Source organism: Lentisphaera marina, assembly GCF_028745505.1.
GTDB classification, from domain to species: Bacteria; Verrucomicrobiota; Lentisphaeria; order Lentisphaerales; family Lentisphaeraceae; genus Lentisphaera; species Lentisphaera marina.
The window spans coordinates 1,621,312-1,637,982 of the sequence record NZ_JAQZZL010000002.1; the positions used below are offsets into that span (position 1 = coordinate 1,621,312).

Below are 16,671 nucleotides of genomic sequence, written 5' to 3' on the forward strand. Positions count from 1 at the left end.
TGTATTATGGATACTGCAATTATAGAACAAATGGATGATACTGAAAAGTTGCACACAATGGAGCAACTTTGGGAAGTATTGTGTAGAAAAAACACACAAGGTTTAACTCCTGTATGGCATCAAGATGTTTTAAATCACAGAGTTAAACTTCATGAATCAGGTGAAGCTGAATACTTAACATTAGAAGAAGTAAGAAACAGTTTAACTTAAATGATTCACAGAGAAGTTGTCGTTCTTAAAGAAGCTAGAAATGACATAAAACAAGGTAAAGACTTCTACAATTCTATAGAAGATGGTGTTGGAGCATATTTTGTAAATTCTATTTTATCCGATATTGAATCATTACAATTTTATTCTGGAATTCACACAAAAAATTTTGGCTTATATCAATCAAGATGCAAAAGATTTCCCTTTTCAATCTATTATGAAATAACAAACGACATTGTTTACGTACTAGCTATTTTGGATATGAGACAAAACCCTAATTCAATTACAGAAAGGTTAAATCGCTAACAAGTAGTCGCACCTGAAATTCTCGTTCCTCGAAAACAGGTGATTTAGGTCGTTAGATAATAAAAATTGAAAAAACACTAAGTGCGATATATTGTATGCATAGATAAAATAAACAATGCATAGGAATATAGAATGAGAACTACATTAGATTTGCCCGAGAACTTAATCAAAGAAGCAATGAATTTAACTCATGCTAAAACAAAAACAGCTTTAATTATTAGAGCAATTGAAGACTTAGTAAGAAAACAAAAAATTGAAGGTTTGAAAGACTTTAAAGGAAAAGTTGATTTAGATATTGATATCAACTCTTTAAGAAAACGCTAATGAGAGTTTTAGTAGATTCTTCAATTTGGATTTCATATTTCAGAAATAGTCATAGAGAAGATGTTTTAGATTTATTAATCGAAGAGAACTTAATTGTAATCAACGATATTATTTTAGCTGAGTTGGTTCCGTTTCTTAAAATACAAAACAAACTAAAATTAATCAGGCACTTAGAATCAATTGAAAAACTACCATTATTAATTGATTGGGACGATATAATCAAAACACAAACCAAATGCCTTAAAACGGGTGTTAGCGGAATTGGCATTCCTGATTTAATCATAGCTCAAAATGCTATACAAAATAAAGTTTGTGTGTTCTCAGAAGATAAACACTTTATCAGACTTAACGAAGTAACAAAACTTGAGATATACAACTGATATCTAACAAACGGATCAATCTAATAACATCCATTCGCTTCGCTCATTCCAGCTATAGGATATAAGATAAAACACAGTTAATAGCATGCAGAGATTAAAATCTCTGCTGTAAAAACATCAGCTCTCTTACTTTTCAAGCCTTTAATTCTTTCGAATTAAAGGCTTTTCTTTTTGTCTACTATCACATAATTTGTATTTCTAATTAAGAGTATAAAGGAGATCCTATGAGTTCAAGAATTGAAGCCGAGGGACAGTGTCTTTGCGGTGCCGTCAAAGCCAAAGTGAAGGCTATGAGTAAAGAAGTTGGCGTATGTCATTGTGATATGTGTCGTAAATGGGCAGGTGCTCCTTTCATTGGGGTTGATTGTCAGAATGACATTCTCTTTGAAGGTCAGGAGTACATCAAGATTTATCATTCCTCGGATTGGGCAGAACGCGGCTTTTGCTCAAAATGTGGCACGCATTTATTTTATCATCTCAAAGCTCAAGATCAGTATATCGTTCCAGTTGGTTTATTCTGTTACGCTTCAGTTGAAATAGGACACATCACTTTTTTTCTTAGTTGAGTTACTTTAAAATTGTAACCCTCCGAAAAGGAAATGAATTATGTCTAAAAAACGCCGTTATTTTAGTGCCGACCAGAAAGTTGTCGCCATTCGTAAACACCTACTTGAGCGAACTCCTGTATCTGATATTTGTGATGAACTCAATATTACAACGACGCTATTTTATCGTTGGCAAAAAGAGTTCTTTGAAAATGGTTCTCGAGCCTTCACCAAGGATAACGATAGTAATTTAAAGAAGGTAGAAAAAGAAAATACACTACTCCAAGCGACTACTTCACAGAAAAATGATGTTATCGCTGAACTCGTGGCGGAGAATATAAGCTTAAAAAAGAAACGTGGCCTGATCTAAATGGAAACTGGGTTAGTAAAAACATCCGAGATCAGGTCGTTCAATACCTGTATAGTTGGCATGAGCGTACGCAAATCAGTCTTCGTAGTATGCTCAAAACCTTAGCCCTTCATCCTAGTAAATTTTATCAATGGAAAATACGAGAAGGCAAGGATAATCAACATAATGGTAAACAACCCAAGGATTTTTGGATTACTGAAGATGAAAAACGAACTGTCATTGAGTATTACCAGTCTCATCATCAAGAAGGCTACCGAGCTGTGACGTATATGATGATTGATGAAGATATTGCGTATATGAGTTGCTCCTCTGTTTATCGTATTTTATCAGATGTAGGGCTTATGCGTACTAAAACCACAAAGAAATCCAGTAAAGGAAATGGATTTGAGCAACCACTACAAGCTCATGAACACTGGCATACTGATATATCTTACGTGAAGATCAATAAAAGGTTTTACTTCTTTATAGGCGTCTTAGATGGTTATAGTCGTTGTTTACTTCATTGGGAAATTCGAGAATCAATGGATGAGCAGGATGCCGAAATAGTGGTTAAAAGATCTTTGGAGAAGTTTCCAGAAGCAAGACCTAGGATTATTACTGATAATGGTTCTCAGTATACAGGGCAGGAATTCAAAAAATTCATTGCCATCCATGGTCTCACTCATGTTAGAACTTCTCCATATTATCCACAGAGCAATGGAAAGTTAGAACGTTTTCATTACACTTTGAAAGAGGGCTCAATCCGGCCAAAAGTTCCCTTGAGTGTAGAGGATGCGAGAAGAGTTGTCACGCAGTACGTGGAGTACTATAACAACACCCGTCTTCATAGTTCTATTGGCTTCATTACTCCAAGCGATAAACTTATTGGTAAAGATGTGAGTATTATTCAAGAAAGAAAAAGAAAACTCGCTGAGGCAAAAATTCGTAGGTTAGAGTTCTTTGCAGAAGCTTCATAAGCCAGTAATGTAACAAATCTCAGCTAAGAAAAAATGCCTAACTGTCTAATTTCCGCTGAAGCAGCACAATTCAATGAAATAGAAGAATTTGAACTTGATCACCAGATCTTCATTGACTCTAAACCAAAGTTTTATGATTTTGCCAATGAAACTCATAACATGACCGGCGAAGAGGTTTTTGCGATATTTATGAAAAATGATTAAGTCCTAATTCTTTTCATATGATGTAGCTAGACATCTATACAAGTGCACAAATTCTCCATAGACTTGTAAAATATCTCATTCCGAAAAGGTACTAAAGTAATAAAACTCTGTAAATATTTAAAAGCCCTGAGTAAAGTTTAGCTTTTCGATCATCAGAAGATTATATTTTCAAATCTCAATCTGATTAATCATAACGAAGGCTATATATATGTTTAAAACCCTTAGTGTTTTACTGCTTTTTTCATTTTACCTCTGCGCGGATTCTGATGCAACAAAGCTGTTAAAAGAGCGTAACCAGCACCTCAAGCCTCAAATCACTCAGGTGAGTCCTTCAGTTTATTGTGCCTCTGGTTTTAGTCCTGCTAATATCTCTATGATTGTTGGTGAAGATGGGCTCATTATTATTGATACAGGAATGTTTGCCGATCATGCCGAAGCCGTCCTTCGCGAATTCCGCAAAATCAGTACTTTACCCATCAAGGGAATTATTCTTACGCACGGCCATGGTGATCATACTGGAGGCACCCCCACTTTCACAGAAAAAGGAACTAAGATTTTCACCCGCGCTCCCTTTAATTCTGAAGGACATCACTTCACTGAAGGTGGGATAAAGATCAACAAACTCCGAGGAGCTCGACAGGGAGGTTTCTTGTTGCCCCCAGAAAAACGCATCAACAATGGCATTGCACCAGCCGTTTACCCTCCCAAAACTGATAATCCCTTTATGGGAAAACATCTAGAGCCCACCGACACCTTTGTCGATGGACGTTTCAAACTTTCCCTTGCTGGCATTGAACTTGAACTCGTGGCGGCTCCAGGCGAAACTGATGATCAGCTCTATGTTTGGTTTCCAAAAGAACGCGTTGTATTCACAGGTGATAATTTTTATCAATCCTGGCCCAATCTCTATGCCATCCGCGGTCATGCCTACCGCAATGTACAGCACTGGATTACGAGTCTTGATATGATGCTTAAGGAAAAGCCTGCCCACGCCATTCCCGGGCATACTCAGCCCATCATCGGGGAAGTTAAAACCACCGAAGTCCTCACAAACTACCGTGATGCAATAAAGTATGTCTTTGACGAAACCATTAAGGGGATTAACCAAGGTCTCACTCCCGATGAACTCGTCTGTAAAATCAACTTGCCTAAGCACTTGCGTAACAAAGATTATTTACGTGAATATTACGGCAATATCCAATGGGGAATTCGCTCGATTTATTCCGGTTACTTAGGCTGGTTTGACGGCAATCCGACAAAGTTATTTTCCCTCCCTCCAAAAGAAAAAGCTCAAGGCATGGTCAAACTCGCTGGCGGCAAAGAAGCCTTAGTGAAACATGCTCAGCAAGCCTTAGTCGATGGTGATGCGCAATGGTGTGCCGAACTCTGTGATCATTTACTCGCTCTTGAGCCGAATAATCAAAGGTATCGCGACCTCAAAGCAGATGTTTTAGAAGATCTCGCCGAAAAACTTCTCACAGCTACCGGCCGCAACTATTACCTCACAGTTGCACAGGAACTTAGAAAAAAGAAGTGAGAGTTAATGGCTGCAACTATCCTTATGTTGATGGCTTGAATCGCCTTCTGTAGAACAAGCTTGGCGATCTTCGCAAGATTTGCGGCCTCCGCAACCCTTGTCGGTATACATACCAGAGGCTACCCCCTGCTCCATTTCTTCTGCACTCGCATGACGAAGCGATAAGACCACAACATCCCAGGTAAGCGTTAAGCCCGCATAGGGATGATTTGAGTCTATGGTAATTTCATTGCCTTCAACTTTCACAACTCGAATAAGTTGAGGCCCATGCTCAGTCATATTCTCAAAGCTTAGTCCTGCTTTAATCTCAAGGCCTTCTTCAAACATTTCAGGCCCTACAACACGGACTAAATCTTCATTGTGCTCCCCAAAGCATTGTACCGGCGGGAGACTTAAAGAAACATTTGTCCCCTGATCTTTGCCTTCCAAAGCGCGTTCTAGAGCTATTGGCAAGTGGCCGTATCCATGGATATAAGTTAATAAACCCTCAGCAGAACTTTCGAGAGTGTTGCCCTCTTCATCCTTAATAAAGTAATCGAGGCTTACGACCTGATTTTTCGTAATCATAATTCATCCTAAAGTTTTTCGGTAAAGTACTTAAAGAGTCAATTTTTACCACAATGACAGAACGAAAAAAATTGATTCACCTATAGGAAGTAGACAAGGACAGAATCTTCAAAGCCTTTGCCAGCTCTTTTCGTTCTTAGCATAGAATTATTTTTTGAGCGTTTACACGGGACTATGAGTCTCATTAAATTTTAAAAGATATAGAATTCTTGTAACAAAAACCAAGATCTGATGTTTAGTTAATCATCGAGCCTTCATGATAATTTAAGCAACAGGAAAATATGAATTCATTCAAACTATTAACCGTCCTTCTCCTTTGCGCTAGTAGCGCTTTAGCCAAGTCAAAAGAACTGCCTAATGTTGTCATGATACTCAGTGACGATCAAGGTTATGCAGATTACAGCTTTATGGGCCATGAATTGATTCAAACACCACGCATCGATAAGCTTGCATCGGAAAGCATAGTTTTTAAACGTGGTTATGTACCCACCGCAGTTTGCGGACCTTCGCTCACCACCATGATCACGGGGCTTTACTCTCATCAAAATGGCCAAACGGGGAATGATCCAATTCGTGGTGTCAGTCGCAAGCCTTGGATTGACAAATTCAAAGAATGCCCGCAGATCCCTGCTCTTCTTGTAAGCAAAGGCTACCTCTCACTACAAACGGGTAAGTACTGGCATGCTGATCCAAAAAACTCTGGCTTCACAGATGATATGGGGCTGACTCAACGTCATGGTTCTGATTATTCTTTGAGCATTGGTAGAAAAACCATGCAACCCATTTATGACTTCATCGAAAAAGCTCAATCAGAAGAAAAGCCTTTCTTTATTTGGTATGCTCCCTTTATGCCCCACACACCTCATAATCCACCTAAACGTTTGGAAGATAAATACATCAAACTCGGTGCCAAGGGACAATCGAAATACTACGCCATGTGCGAATGGTTTGATGAGACTTGCGGTCAACTTCTTGATCACCTCGATGAAAAAGGCCTTACAGAAAACACCATTGTTATTTATATCTGCGACAATGGTTGGGGCAGCATGGGCAAAGGCTCCGTCAAAGCATCTCCACATGAACAAGGCGTACGTACACCTATCATGATTAAATGGCCCGGTAGAGTTCAAGCTAACATGGATGATCAGAACTTAGCTAGTAACATTGACCTCATGCCCACAATCCTCGCTGCCTGTGGCGTAGAAAAACCCACAATCTTACCTGGTATTAACTTACTAGATAAAGCTGCACTCGAATCGCGTAAGAATCTCTTTCTCGAATGCTTTACACATGATATGCTCGATGTCAATCGCCCAGAAACCTCCCTACGTGCGCGTTCTTATGTGAGTAAGAAATGGAAACTTACCGTATGGCACACGCCTCACGAAAAACTTGATTTGAAAGGTTGGCAAAAACCCACTCCTGAAGACAAAATTCAGCTTTTTGATCTAGAGAATGACCCCATGCAAAAGCATAACTTGGCGAATCAGAATCCCGAAAAAGTCAGTCGACTCATGAAAGAAATTAATGCCTGGTGGAATCCAAGTGTTTTTTAATCAAGCAGCTTGAAGCGAATGAAGTCGCGGGGGCCGAATTGTGCGAGGCAATCAATATCGCTAGAGATGACGTTAAAGATGCGTGGGTAGCCACCAATAGTTTGACGATGACGAAGTAAAATAAAGGGACCTTTGGGAGTCATTTGCATGGTGCCATCTGCGACTGCAGAGGAAATCATTTGCTTCGTATCATTCAATTGCAATTGATCACCCCATTTTGTCAACGCCATACCCATGGTACTCAGCTGACTTCCCACCTGCCAGCCCTGCTCTAAAATGAGATCGGGATTTGCGAGCTTCGCAAATTCTGGCCCCTTCTTTAAACGAATATAGCCTTGAGGGTGAGCCTCTGGGTAACGTTGAGCATAAGATCGCTCATCACTAGCACATTCGGCAATTTTATTCATGTAAGTTAGGTAAGTTCGAAAGCCTCGGAGTTTTTGCGAAAAGCGCAAAATTTGACCTTCACGAACATGATAGACTTTGTGAAAAGCTAAGATTTCATCATCAAGTCGTACATTCCCATATGGTGCTCCTGTGAGAACTATACTTCCCGCCTCGGAAAATTGGATTTCGGGTGCTAATACAAACTCAACGCAAGGCGAGTGTTGGCCCAAGAGTTGACATGCCTCCGCATAAGCTCCTTGATCCATTAGTCCACGGGGGCTAAGGCCGCGAAATTGTTGTCCATAACTTGGCAAACAATCTTCGACTTCGTAGATGCTACTCAAGCCCTTTTTAATAAATTTAAGCAAGACGACTCCTAAGTTCTTTAGCTAATTCCAAAGCAATTTTTGCATCAGAATGAATACAGATACTCTCTCCATGAATTTCACGAAGAACTTTTCTTCCATCTTCTTCTTGAGTGAGAACTCTACCTAATAGTAAATCTTCACTCTGAGCTAGTGCCTCCTCTAAATCTTTTAATACTGCGCCACTCTGCTGACGTGGCATTAAGGCAAATTGATCTGCTTCTTGATCATAAATATACGCACGCTCAGCAAAGAGCTCTGCTAATACCTGTATTTGTTCATGCTGATGACAGAGCTCCGCAATGGCAGATTTTTGCGGACATAGCAAAACTTCAATCTCATTAGCCTCTAACCAAGTATAAACAAGTTTGGCTAAGGACTTATTTGCATTGAGGTCATTGTAAAGCGCGCCATGAAATTTGACCCATTTCACATCCTTAACTAAGCTATGTTGTTGATCGAGTGCATCTAAAAGTTCATCTCTGTCTAGCTTCATGCTCAAACGTCCAAAATTTACTCGATCTGGGTAGGAAAGGTGCGCACTAACTTGGACATCATTTTTTTCAGCTAAATCTCGAAAAAATTGTACTGACTCACTATCACCTGCATGACCACCACAAGCTAAGTTGGCAATATCTATGAGGGTCATGAGCTCCTGATCAATTACATTATTGATCCCACGCTCACCAATATCACAATTGATCTTCATGTTTCACCTCTATAAACTCGACTTTGTCGCCTGGTTCTAAGTTTTTTAATTTTTCTGGGTTCATACGCCCAATCAAATTCCACCCCCCAGGTGAAGCACTGGGATAAATCCCCGTTTGCTCTCCCGCAATAGACACTGATCCCGCAGGAACTTTTGTGCGCGGGCTTTCTAAACGTGGGACTTGTAGGGTGGGATCTAAACCAATCAAATAAGGGAAGTACGGTAAAAAACCAATCATGGCGACCCTGTATTGAACCATGCTATGACGTCGAACAATTTCCTTCTCGTCTAAGTTTGTCAATTCACTGACTCGTTGAAGGTCTGCTCCATCATAGAGAACTGCTAGACGGTGAACTTTTTCGAGAAAATCTTGCTTCACTTCTAGCTTACTTAAATGTTGGTCCACTATGATACGGACTTCCTGCTCTGTGTGGAGCAATGGATTGAAATGGATGGCGATGTCACAATAAGCAGGTACTAAATCTAAAAAGTCTTTTTCACTACTTAATGAGCGAAAAAGACTTAAAATAAACTGTGTGTTTTCAGTTGAAATATGATCAAAAAAGAGAAAAATTAAGCAGGAGTCACCAAGTACTTGACATTGATACTCAGGCTTACTCTTCATTTAAAACTCTAATTTTTTGTACTTAGCGGGAACTTTCCATTTTGGATGGACGGGGTTCATCTGAAAGTTTAAAGTAAAGCCAATCTCGGGCTTCAATTTAAAAGGGCTTAAAATCGGCTTGAGTGCCGCTCGTAAATTATACTCAAAGATTTCGTCAATGTGATCTTGAGTTTTGATAAAGAGACCAGGCTTTTTACCCGTTTTACCACCTATCATACTAATTGTGAGTGAACCATAGGTTTTAATTTCTTCTTCATCTGCAATGTGCATAAAGCCACAAGCTTCGCGGTAATCGCGGCTACACATGTAAATCAAGAGATCTTCGATCTCATGTATTTTTGCTTCCAAAAACTCTGGTGCGATGAATTTCCTCATCAACACTGGTTCGGGAATTAATGTAAAATCATTGAGTTTTACAGGACTTTTGTCATGAACTTTGAATTTGTCCATAGTGAAGTCCAACCACTCCTGCCCCAATGGCATTGGCCTAAACGTTAAAAAATGGCTAAGATTTGTCCAAAAGCCCATAAATAACCTGCTTAAATCTATATTGAAAAATTGGGAAATAACTTAACTGATGATATAGATAATGCCATTCAGAGTTCGCACATGATCCACAAAAGATTAGGGAGTTTAACAAATGGACCGCACTTTACTGACTTTACTCAATTTATTACCCAAAAACCTACTGAGTCGATTCATAGGCTTTCTAGCTAATTTAAGCATTAGCAAAGCCTTTGTACCATGGTTTGCCAAACGCTATAAAATCAATCTTGATGAAGCTGAGAAAGATATCTCTGATTACCCAACTCTCAATCAATTTTTCACTCGTCACCTCAAAGCGGGTGTGCGTCCCATTCACAAATTAGATGACCCGTCGAATGTCGTCAGCCCTGTTGATGGCAAAATTGCTCAAATGGGAGATATCGTCAATGGTTCTATGATCCAGGCCAAAGGCCTCGACTATCAACTCAATCATCTCATTGGTTCCACTTTAGAGGCAGAAGCCTACCAAGATGGTTACTACATGACCATTTACCTCGCACCAACTGATTATCACCGCATGCATCATTACGCGACTGGCTTGATCCAAAAAATGCGCGTGATTCCAGGACGCCTTTTCCCCGTTAATGTTTTTGCGGTTAATAATGTGCGCAACCTTTTCCCAATCAATGAACGAATCACTACTTATATTGAGAATAAATTCGGTCAAAAATCAGCTATTGTAAAAGTTGGGGCGACGGTTGTCGGCAAGATTAAACTTGCCTACCACAAAGCCGAATCTAACAAGGGCCTAGCGATGGCAAAAACTTTTGAAAGCCCTATAGAAGTTACTAAAGGTGATGAACTCGGCTACTTTGCCATGGGCTCAACGGTTGTGATGCTCTTTGAAAAAGGCTCGTTTAAGGTTAACGAAAAGCTCCAAGCAGGTGATGCCGTGCGCATGGGTGAAGATCTAGGAACTTTCCTTGATCCCAATATAAAAAGTAATAAACCTAGTAATTAGAACACATCATTAAAATCTATCATTGATTTATTTCCTCTTCGCTTTTATCTTTCAAGAAACCAATTAATCCCCAGGACTAAGCATGAAACGCCTACTTACTTTACTTCTCTTTTCTTCATTTTTTTTCACCCTCAATGCGGCAGACTCTTACACATCTACTCTATCAGAGTTTCTTGAAGCCTCTGGCGTTACTGCAACGCACAAAAAATTAGCGGGTGACTTAGCCACTAAATTTGGTGTATCCACAACAGACTCGAAATACACCAAGGTACTGGGAGAGCAAATTGCTAAGCTCAATCAAGACCTCACTCCCATCTACAAAGAATATGTGACTGAGAATGATTTAAAGTCGATGATTAAATTCTTCAAAAGTCCCATTGGTAAAGGTTTTGTTGAATCACAACCGGAGATCTTAGAAAAATCAGTTGCGGTGATTTCGGATTGGAAGTCTGGTCTTAAAGACACTTTAATGAAAAGTGGTAGTGATGCTCTGAAAAAATCACTACCTGGTTTTTCATTCTAAGCTAAATTATAGTTTATTGCCCAATTCAGTTTTTCTGAAACCGCTAAGTCCTGAATCAAAAATGGTTCGGGACTTATTGTTTTCTCGTTGTACCAAAGCGGGAACTGCGCTACTGAAAAGTGGCAATCAATGGAAAAATCATCCAACAATTTATGCTTCACAGGCACATGTAAATTCTCTTCATTTTGAATCGCTTGCCCCATGACAAAAGTTTGATCTCTGACTTCATCAAAATTTTGAGGGATTCTTATTGTGATTTCATTCCGTTCATTGCGGAAATACAAAGGATTACTATTCTGTTCTACAGGAAGGTCGCCAAAAACTAAATCATCTCTATGAAAGAAAAAGGGGTGGGCGAACCACGACACGGGCAATTCATGCTCACCCGTATTCAGCAAGTTAAATTTTTGCTCAATAGAATTCTCTTTAAGTTCTAGTATTTTTTCTAGATGATAGGCAAAGCCTTGATAGGAATCATCGCATTTGAAAGTCAGTTTTTGCCCTTCTTGAGTCACCTTCCACTGAACTGCTTTAGCAACTTCTCGATTATCACAAGCAAAAAAAGTTTCAATAGCCTTGTTATACTTAACGCGCCCTACCCCAATAACAAAAATCTCATCACCTAATTGAGCATTGCTAAAATTAGGGTACGAATTAAAAGCGTCGGGAAGTCCCTGAGAATCAAAAGCATTATAGGCTTCTGGGTAAGTGGGTCCAGAAAATAAATCTCGTCCTTCGCGATCTTTAACTTGAAAAATTTGCCCTCCGCGGCAATAACGAGCACCTAAAAGCTCATGGTCTGAAGAGGGATCTAAAATTTCTACCGTGAAATTTTGATTGGCTAAAGTGATCATTTTAAGCTTTTAAATTACGGTTAAACAAATCAACTGCCATACCATAACATTGACGTGCTAACTGTGGATTATAACGCTCGCCCTCATCACGCATAAATGCGTGTACGGCATTAAATTCATGCCAAGTAAAGCTCACCGATTCATCACACATTTTATTGTATATAAGTTGACGACCTTCTTTAGGAACATGTGGATCCTGACGTCCCCAAACCATCATTGCTTCACAGCCTAAATTACCAATACGATCAAAAGTATCGCAGTTTTTACCTGTACCAAGTGTACCTGTATGAATGTCAGTCCCATAGAAAATAGCACAAGCATCAACTTCTTTTTCGAGCGCGGCTCTAAAAGCTAAGTGGCCGCCTAAGCAAAAGCCCATTGTTCCAATTTTTCCCGTGCAGTAATTTTGAGCCTGTAAAAATTTTATAAGTGCCTGGGCGCCCCTATCAAAACTCTCTATTGGTGTATCCCACTTTAGGTCATTACCTACTTCTTTGCCTGCATCATCGTACGCTAAAACAGTACCTGCCTCTAAATTATCGTAGTACACCTCTGGGCATGCCACCACAAAACCGTGTCCAGCCATCATTTGTGCTGATCGCAAAATTGGACCTGTTAACTGAAAAATCTCTGAATACAAAATAATCGCTGGGTAATCGCCATCTTCTTGTGGGCGATAAACTACCGTGCGCATTGGAACTGTGGCCGTAGGCACAAGTACTACTTCTTCTTTGATTGTCATATTAAACCTTTGTTTTTAAATTCTCCCTACTATAAAAAGTCTTTTTTCGAACTCAATACATCTCATGAAATGAGCAAGGAAAAATAAATCTCAACAAAAAAAATTTGAAAAGTATTAATTATTATGATTTTTGCTGTTAATCATTAGTAGTTCTTGGACGTAATCATTCTAAAGACGATATCGTTACAACTTAAAAGGATCTAATATTTTGCGGATAAAAAACTTCACCCTTTCACTCACTTTACTAAGTTCTTTGGGGCTCTTTGCGAAGCCCATCGACTTCTCTAGTCAAATCAAACCCATCTTAGAAAAGAGCTGTGTCAGCTGCCATGGCCCTGAAAAAAACAAGGGTAAACTCAGACTACATAAGCATAAGTTTATGATGGAAGGTGATGTAGTCGAAGCTGGCAAAGTAGAAGACAGTTATTTAATTGACCTTATTAGCCTCGATCACGACGACGATGATCTCATGCCTCCTCCCGGTAAAGGTGAGCCCTTGAGTAAGGACGAAGTCGAGCTCATGAAAAAATGGATAAGTGAAGGTGCAAAATGGCCCAAGGGGCTTGAACTAGAAGATAAGAGTGAGACTCGTGCGGATATCGCAAAAATGGAAGCTAAAACCGAACCATTTAAACATTTAGTCCCGATTATCAATAAGTATTGTATTGAATGTCACAATGAAGATAAGCAAAAAGGCGACTTCCGTATAGATGATATGGACCAAGACCTCGTCTATGGTATTCATGCTCAAAGATGGTATGAAGTACTCGACATTATCAACCTAGGTGAAATGCCTCCCAAAAAATCTGACCAGCTCAATGATGATGAGCGCAAAACTTTAATTGAGACTCTTACTGCCGAACTCCAAAAAGCTAAAGAAGTTCGCAAGGGGCAAATCAGTACTGTCATGCGCCGTCTTAACAATGATCAATATAATAATACCCTCAAGGATCTATTGGGAGTCGACTTCAATTTTGCTCGTGATCTTCCTGAGGATGCCTTCTCACCTGAAGGCTTTAAAAATAATGGCGAGACTCTAGACGTATCAACTCTCCAAATGGAATACTATCTAGACATTTCTCGCAATGCGCTCAGTAAAGTCATCCCAAATGAAGACAAACCCGAAATCATGAAATTTAAAATTGATTTTGGAAGTGAAAGTAATCCTTCGCATCGTGAAAAATTAACTATGGGTCCCGGTGGTCAACTATTACCGACTCATCAATATAAAGTTAGTGAACCCTCTCCAAGTCACAAGTACCCATTTAAACATAGAAAAATTAAAGATGATTATGTATTTAATGAAGGTTACAAAGGAAATAGTACCGTAAAAGGCGATGTTGAATTCAAGGGCTTACACCATGCTGTTTATCCTGAAATGCGTGGTCATAATGGCAAAGTCATCAAACAAGGTTTAACCTTGAATCCTCGTGGAGATTTACAGTTCGGTAAAGCTGGTGGTAGAGGGCCCAGTGGTCACATGAAACTCGTCCTACGTGATTTTCCACGTTCCGGTCCAATTACACTTCGAGTCACGGCTTCCATGGGTCCCAATTCAACTTTCTTGAAAGACACTAACTTGAAGCCGATCTCGAGTTTCGATGACAAGAAAAAACAGCTTAAAAATACCACGAAGATTTTACCTAATTTAAACTGTGTCCCTTCTTACCCTCCAAATACAAATTTGGAGAAACCGCAATTTATTCTTGAATCTAAAATCAATATTGAAACTGCAGGCACCTATCAATTAGATGCTCAATTATTGAGAGAAGTTGAAGGCCCTATTAATTTGCGTATAGGAAAAACCTTGTTACAAAATATAAAAGTTCAGAAAGGCGCACAAAAGCTCATTGTCCCCTTGGCTATCGCTAAACTCGATAAGGGTGAAGTAAGTCTACAAATCACCTCAAAAAAGAAAGCTGCCTTTGGTCACTTTATTTTAACTGCTTTGAAAGCAAATGACAATAAAGTTAAAGACCTTAAGAAAGCCACAAAGAAATCAAAAGAAATTGCCATGGCGTTTAAGAAAACTCCCTTAGCCAAATTCAATGATAAATCAGGTAAGTTCTCTAATGGTTCCCTAGCTTTTGCTAGCCCCAAAGCGCGCCCCATCAAAGATAGTGAATATCAAGCTCCTAAGCCCATGCATCACACTATGAATAAAAGCTTCACTTTAGATCAAGAGGGTATCTATCAATTGGAACTTAAACTTAGTGAAAAACCAAAAAGCGGTCTTAGTATTCACATAGACAGTGCGGCAATTAAAAATGTTAACTTCAATTATAAGCCCGAACAAAACATCTACACATCTGGCTTAATCAAACTAAGTAAAGGTCACCACCACCTACACATAGCTTCTAAAGAAGATATACCCGTATCTGATGCCATTCTCAATAAACTTAGCGATACAAAGCTTATCCAAGCTTTTAATAACTACCATGACTCACAGTACGCCTACTTGCGCCCCTTCATTGGCAACCGTCGTGATGATGGCCAAGAATTCCGTCCTGTTAATCAAATTCAAAAGGTAAATGCATCACTTGATGCTCCACAAGTCTACGAATTCACAACATACATGGAAGACTATCCCCTTCCCGCTTATGATCCTAGCAATAAAAACTACCTCGCGAATTTACTCCATATTGGTTTTTGGAATACACCTTGGAACCAAGGTAGAAATACTGACTTGGTGATTCACTCCATTGAGTTTGAAAGCCAAGCTTACCAGACCTGGCCCAGTCGTGAGTATAAAAACATTTTTATTGAATCAAAAAATAGTCAAAATGAAAGTGTCTATGCACGTGAAATCCTTGCGAACTTCCTCCCAAAAGTTTATCGTCGTGCCATCAGTGATGAGGAACTCAAGCGTCATCATCAATTCTGGACTGTGATTCATCAGTATAAAAAGAATCTTCAAGAAAGTATTAAAGAAACTTTGGCCATTGCTCTTAGTTCTCCACAGTTCCTCTATATAAACGAACCTGAAGGAACTCGAAATAAAAAGCTGACTGAGTATGAGCTCGCCTCTCGCCTATCTTATTTCCTGTGGAATACCATGCCCGATGAAGAGCTTTTTGCAGCTGCCACAAAGGGAACTTTACACAGAGATATTAAAGTTCATATCAAACGCATGATCAATGATCCAAAAAGTTTTGATTTTTCTAAAAACTTCTCGAGTCAATGGTTAGATGTTGAACGCCTAGAGCGAGTCGTTGTAGATACAAATCATTCTAATGGCTACAACCAAGACATTAAGAATAGTTTCAAAAAAGAAACCTATTCTTTTTTCCATCACGTCTTAAAAGAAAATTACAGCATCATGAAACTCATTGATTCCGATTTTGCTGTCGTCGATTGGCGTTTAGCCCAGTTTTATAATTTACCGCCTGTTAATAGCTTGGGCTTTACCGCCACTCCGGTACAAACTCAAGATCATAGAGGAGGCATCCTAACTAATGGTGGCTTACTCACAGCACTCTCTACGGGTACTCACTCTAGCCCTATTAAACGTGGCGTATGGTTGGCGAAGAAAATTGTGGATTCTCCTCCCCCCAAACCGCCACCCAATGTACCTGAGCTAGACGAAGAAGATCCCGAGTTAGCTAAACTCACTATCAAAGAGCAATTACAGCTCCACCGTGATAAAGCTGCCTGCCGCGATTGTCATATGAAAATCGACCCTTGGGGACTGCCTTTCGAACACTACGACACCACAGGTCGCTGGAAAGCTCCTTCAAAAGTCGTATCTGCCGACACAACCTTCCCTGATGGCACCGAAGTCAACGGTCTCGAAGAGCTCAAAAAATACTTAATAAATGATAAAAGTGAACTCGTAACTCGTTCTTTAGTTCGCTACTTGAGTTCATACGCTATTGGCCGTTCACTCTCATTTGCCGATGATGATGAAATCAAAACCATCATGAAAGATGCGCAATCATCAGACTACAAAATACACGCTATAATTGAATCAATTGTGAACAGTGATCTGTTCCTAAAGTTTTAAGGAG

19 protein-coding genes and 1 pseudogene are annotated in these 16,671 nt (G+C 39.5%); 13 read left to right on the forward strand and 7 right to left on the reverse strand.

The annotated features are described in order from the left end of the window. Positions 1-6 precede the first annotated feature (6 nt). From PQO01_RS17560 to PQO01_RS17600, 9 genes and pseudogenes are all read left to right on the forward strand, one after another. Complete coding sequence (locus PQO01_RS17560) at positions 7-210, forward strand: addiction module protein (protein WP_274315475.1); 204 nt, start codon at positions 7-9, stop codon at positions 208-210. Next, on the forward strand, positions 211-513 hold the full coding sequence (locus tag PQO01_RS17565) for a type II toxin-antitoxin system RelE/ParE family toxin (protein WP_274315476.1): 303 nt from the start codon (positions 211-213) through the stop codon (positions 511-513). Positions 514-645: 132 nt separating this feature from the next. After that, a complete protein-coding gene (locus PQO01_RS17570) occupies positions 646-837 on the forward strand; it encodes a type II toxin-antitoxin system VapB family antitoxin (protein WP_274315477.1) in 192 nt (63 codons plus the stop codon). After that, entirely contained in the window at positions 837-1,217 is a 381-nt protein-coding gene (locus tag PQO01_RS17575; protein ID WP_274315478.1) for a PIN domain-containing protein, read from the forward strand. The genes PQO01_RS17570 and PQO01_RS17575 overlap by 1 nt, the downstream gene beginning before the upstream one ends. 224 nt (positions 1,218-1,441) lie before the next feature. After that, complete coding sequence (locus PQO01_RS17580; RefSeq protein ID WP_274315479.1) at positions 1,442-1,783, forward strand: GFA family protein; 342 nt, start codon at positions 1,442-1,444, stop codon at positions 1,781-1,783. 40 nt (positions 1,784-1,823) lie between these two features. Continuing rightward, the gene (locus tag PQO01_RS17585; protein WP_274312221.1) at positions 1,824-2,132 is read left to right on the forward strand and encodes a transposase; all 309 of its coding nucleotides are present in this window, start codon (positions 1,824-1,826) and stop codon (positions 2,130-2,132) included. A gap of 47 nt (positions 2,133-2,179) precedes the next feature. Next, the gene (locus PQO01_RS17590; RefSeq protein ID WP_274314052.1) at positions 2,180-3,088 is read left to right on the forward strand and encodes an IS3 family transposase; all 909 of its coding nucleotides are present in this window, start codon (positions 2,180-2,182) and stop codon (positions 3,086-3,088) included. Between the two features lie 81 nt (positions 3,089-3,169). Beyond that, positions 3,170-3,292, forward strand: a pseudogene (locus PQO01_RS17595) (GFA family protein); the annotation flags it as partial. 208 nt (positions 3,293-3,500) lie between these two features. Further along, positions 3,501-4,829, forward strand: a complete 1,329-nt coding sequence (locus PQO01_RS17600) for an alkyl/aryl-sulfatase (RefSeq protein WP_274315481.1) — start codon at positions 3,501-3,503, stop codon at positions 4,827-4,829. A gap of 3 nt (positions 4,830-4,832) precedes the next feature. Here the strand turns inward: PQO01_RS17600 and PQO01_RS17605 are convergent, their stop codons facing one another. Further along, positions 4,833-5,396, reverse strand: a complete 564-nt coding sequence (locus PQO01_RS17605) for an FKBP-type peptidyl-prolyl cis-trans isomerase (RefSeq protein ID WP_274315482.1) — start codon at positions 5,394-5,396, stop codon at positions 4,833-4,835. Between the two features lie 281 nt (positions 5,397-5,677). Between PQO01_RS17605 and PQO01_RS17610 the strand changes: the two genes are divergently transcribed. Beyond that, positions 5,678-6,952, forward strand: a complete 1,275-nt coding sequence (locus tag PQO01_RS17610; RefSeq protein ID WP_274315483.1) for a sulfatase family protein — start codon at positions 5,678-5,680, stop codon at positions 6,950-6,952. Here the strand turns inward: PQO01_RS17610 and PQO01_RS17615 are convergent. From PQO01_RS17615 to PQO01_RS17630, 4 genes are read right to left on the reverse strand one after another with little or no spacing between them, the layout of a single operon-like run. Then, positions 6,949-7,707, reverse strand: a complete 759-nt coding sequence (locus tag PQO01_RS17615) for a 5-oxoprolinase subunit C family protein (RefSeq protein ID WP_274315484.1) — start codon at positions 7,705-7,707, stop codon at positions 6,949-6,951. The two genes, PQO01_RS17610 and PQO01_RS17615, sit on opposite strands and share 4 nt — an antisense overlap. After that, complete coding sequence (locus PQO01_RS17620; protein ID WP_274315485.1) at positions 7,700-8,413, reverse strand: LamB/YcsF family protein; 714 nt, start codon at positions 8,411-8,413, stop codon at positions 7,700-7,702. Before PQO01_RS17620 ends, PQO01_RS17615 begins: the two co-directional genes overlap by 8 nt. Then, positions 8,397-9,038, reverse strand: a complete 642-nt coding sequence (locus PQO01_RS17625) for a 5-oxoprolinase subunit B family protein (RefSeq protein WP_274315486.1) — start codon at positions 9,036-9,038, stop codon at positions 8,397-8,399. The genes PQO01_RS17620 and PQO01_RS17625 overlap by 17 nt, the downstream gene beginning before the upstream one ends. After that, positions 9,039-9,488 (reverse strand): hypothetical protein, encoded by a 450-nt coding sequence (locus PQO01_RS17630; RefSeq protein ID WP_274315487.1) that lies wholly within the window; start codon positions 9,486-9,488, stop codon positions 9,039-9,041. A 190-nt stretch (positions 9,489-9,678) separates the two neighbouring features. Here PQO01_RS17630 and asd point away from each other — a divergent pair, with 190 nt between their 5' ends. Further along, positions 9,679-10,545 carry an archaetidylserine decarboxylase gene (gene asd, locus PQO01_RS17635; RefSeq protein ID WP_274315488.1) on the forward strand — a complete coding sequence of 289 codons (867 nt, stop codon included), beginning with the start codon at positions 9,679-9,681 and terminating at the stop codon, positions 10,543-10,545. A gap of 82 nt (positions 10,546-10,627) precedes the next feature. After that, positions 10,628-11,068, forward strand: coding sequence for a DUF2059 domain-containing protein (locus PQO01_RS17640; protein WP_274315489.1), 441 nt, complete (start codon positions 10,628-10,630; stop codon positions 11,066-11,068). Here PQO01_RS17640 and PQO01_RS17645 read toward each other — a convergent pair. Beyond that, positions 11,065-11,922 (reverse strand): hypothetical protein, encoded by an 858-nt coding sequence (locus PQO01_RS17645; protein WP_274315490.1) that lies wholly within the window; start codon positions 11,920-11,922, stop codon positions 11,065-11,067. The two genes, PQO01_RS17640 and PQO01_RS17645, sit on opposite strands and share 4 nt — an antisense overlap. A 1-nt stretch (position 11,923) precedes the next feature. Next, on the reverse strand, positions 11,924-12,664 hold the full coding sequence (locus PQO01_RS17650) for a dienelactone hydrolase family protein (protein ID WP_274315491.1): 741 nt from the start codon (positions 12,662-12,664) through the stop codon (positions 11,924-11,926). 208 nt (positions 12,665-12,872) lie between these two features. Here PQO01_RS17650 and PQO01_RS17655 point away from each other — a divergent pair, with 208 nt between their 5' ends. After that, positions 12,873-16,667, forward strand: coding sequence for a DUF1592 domain-containing protein (locus PQO01_RS17655; protein ID WP_274315492.1), 3,795 nt, complete (start codon positions 12,873-12,875; stop codon positions 16,665-16,667). Positions 16,668-16,671 lie beyond the last annotated feature (4 nt).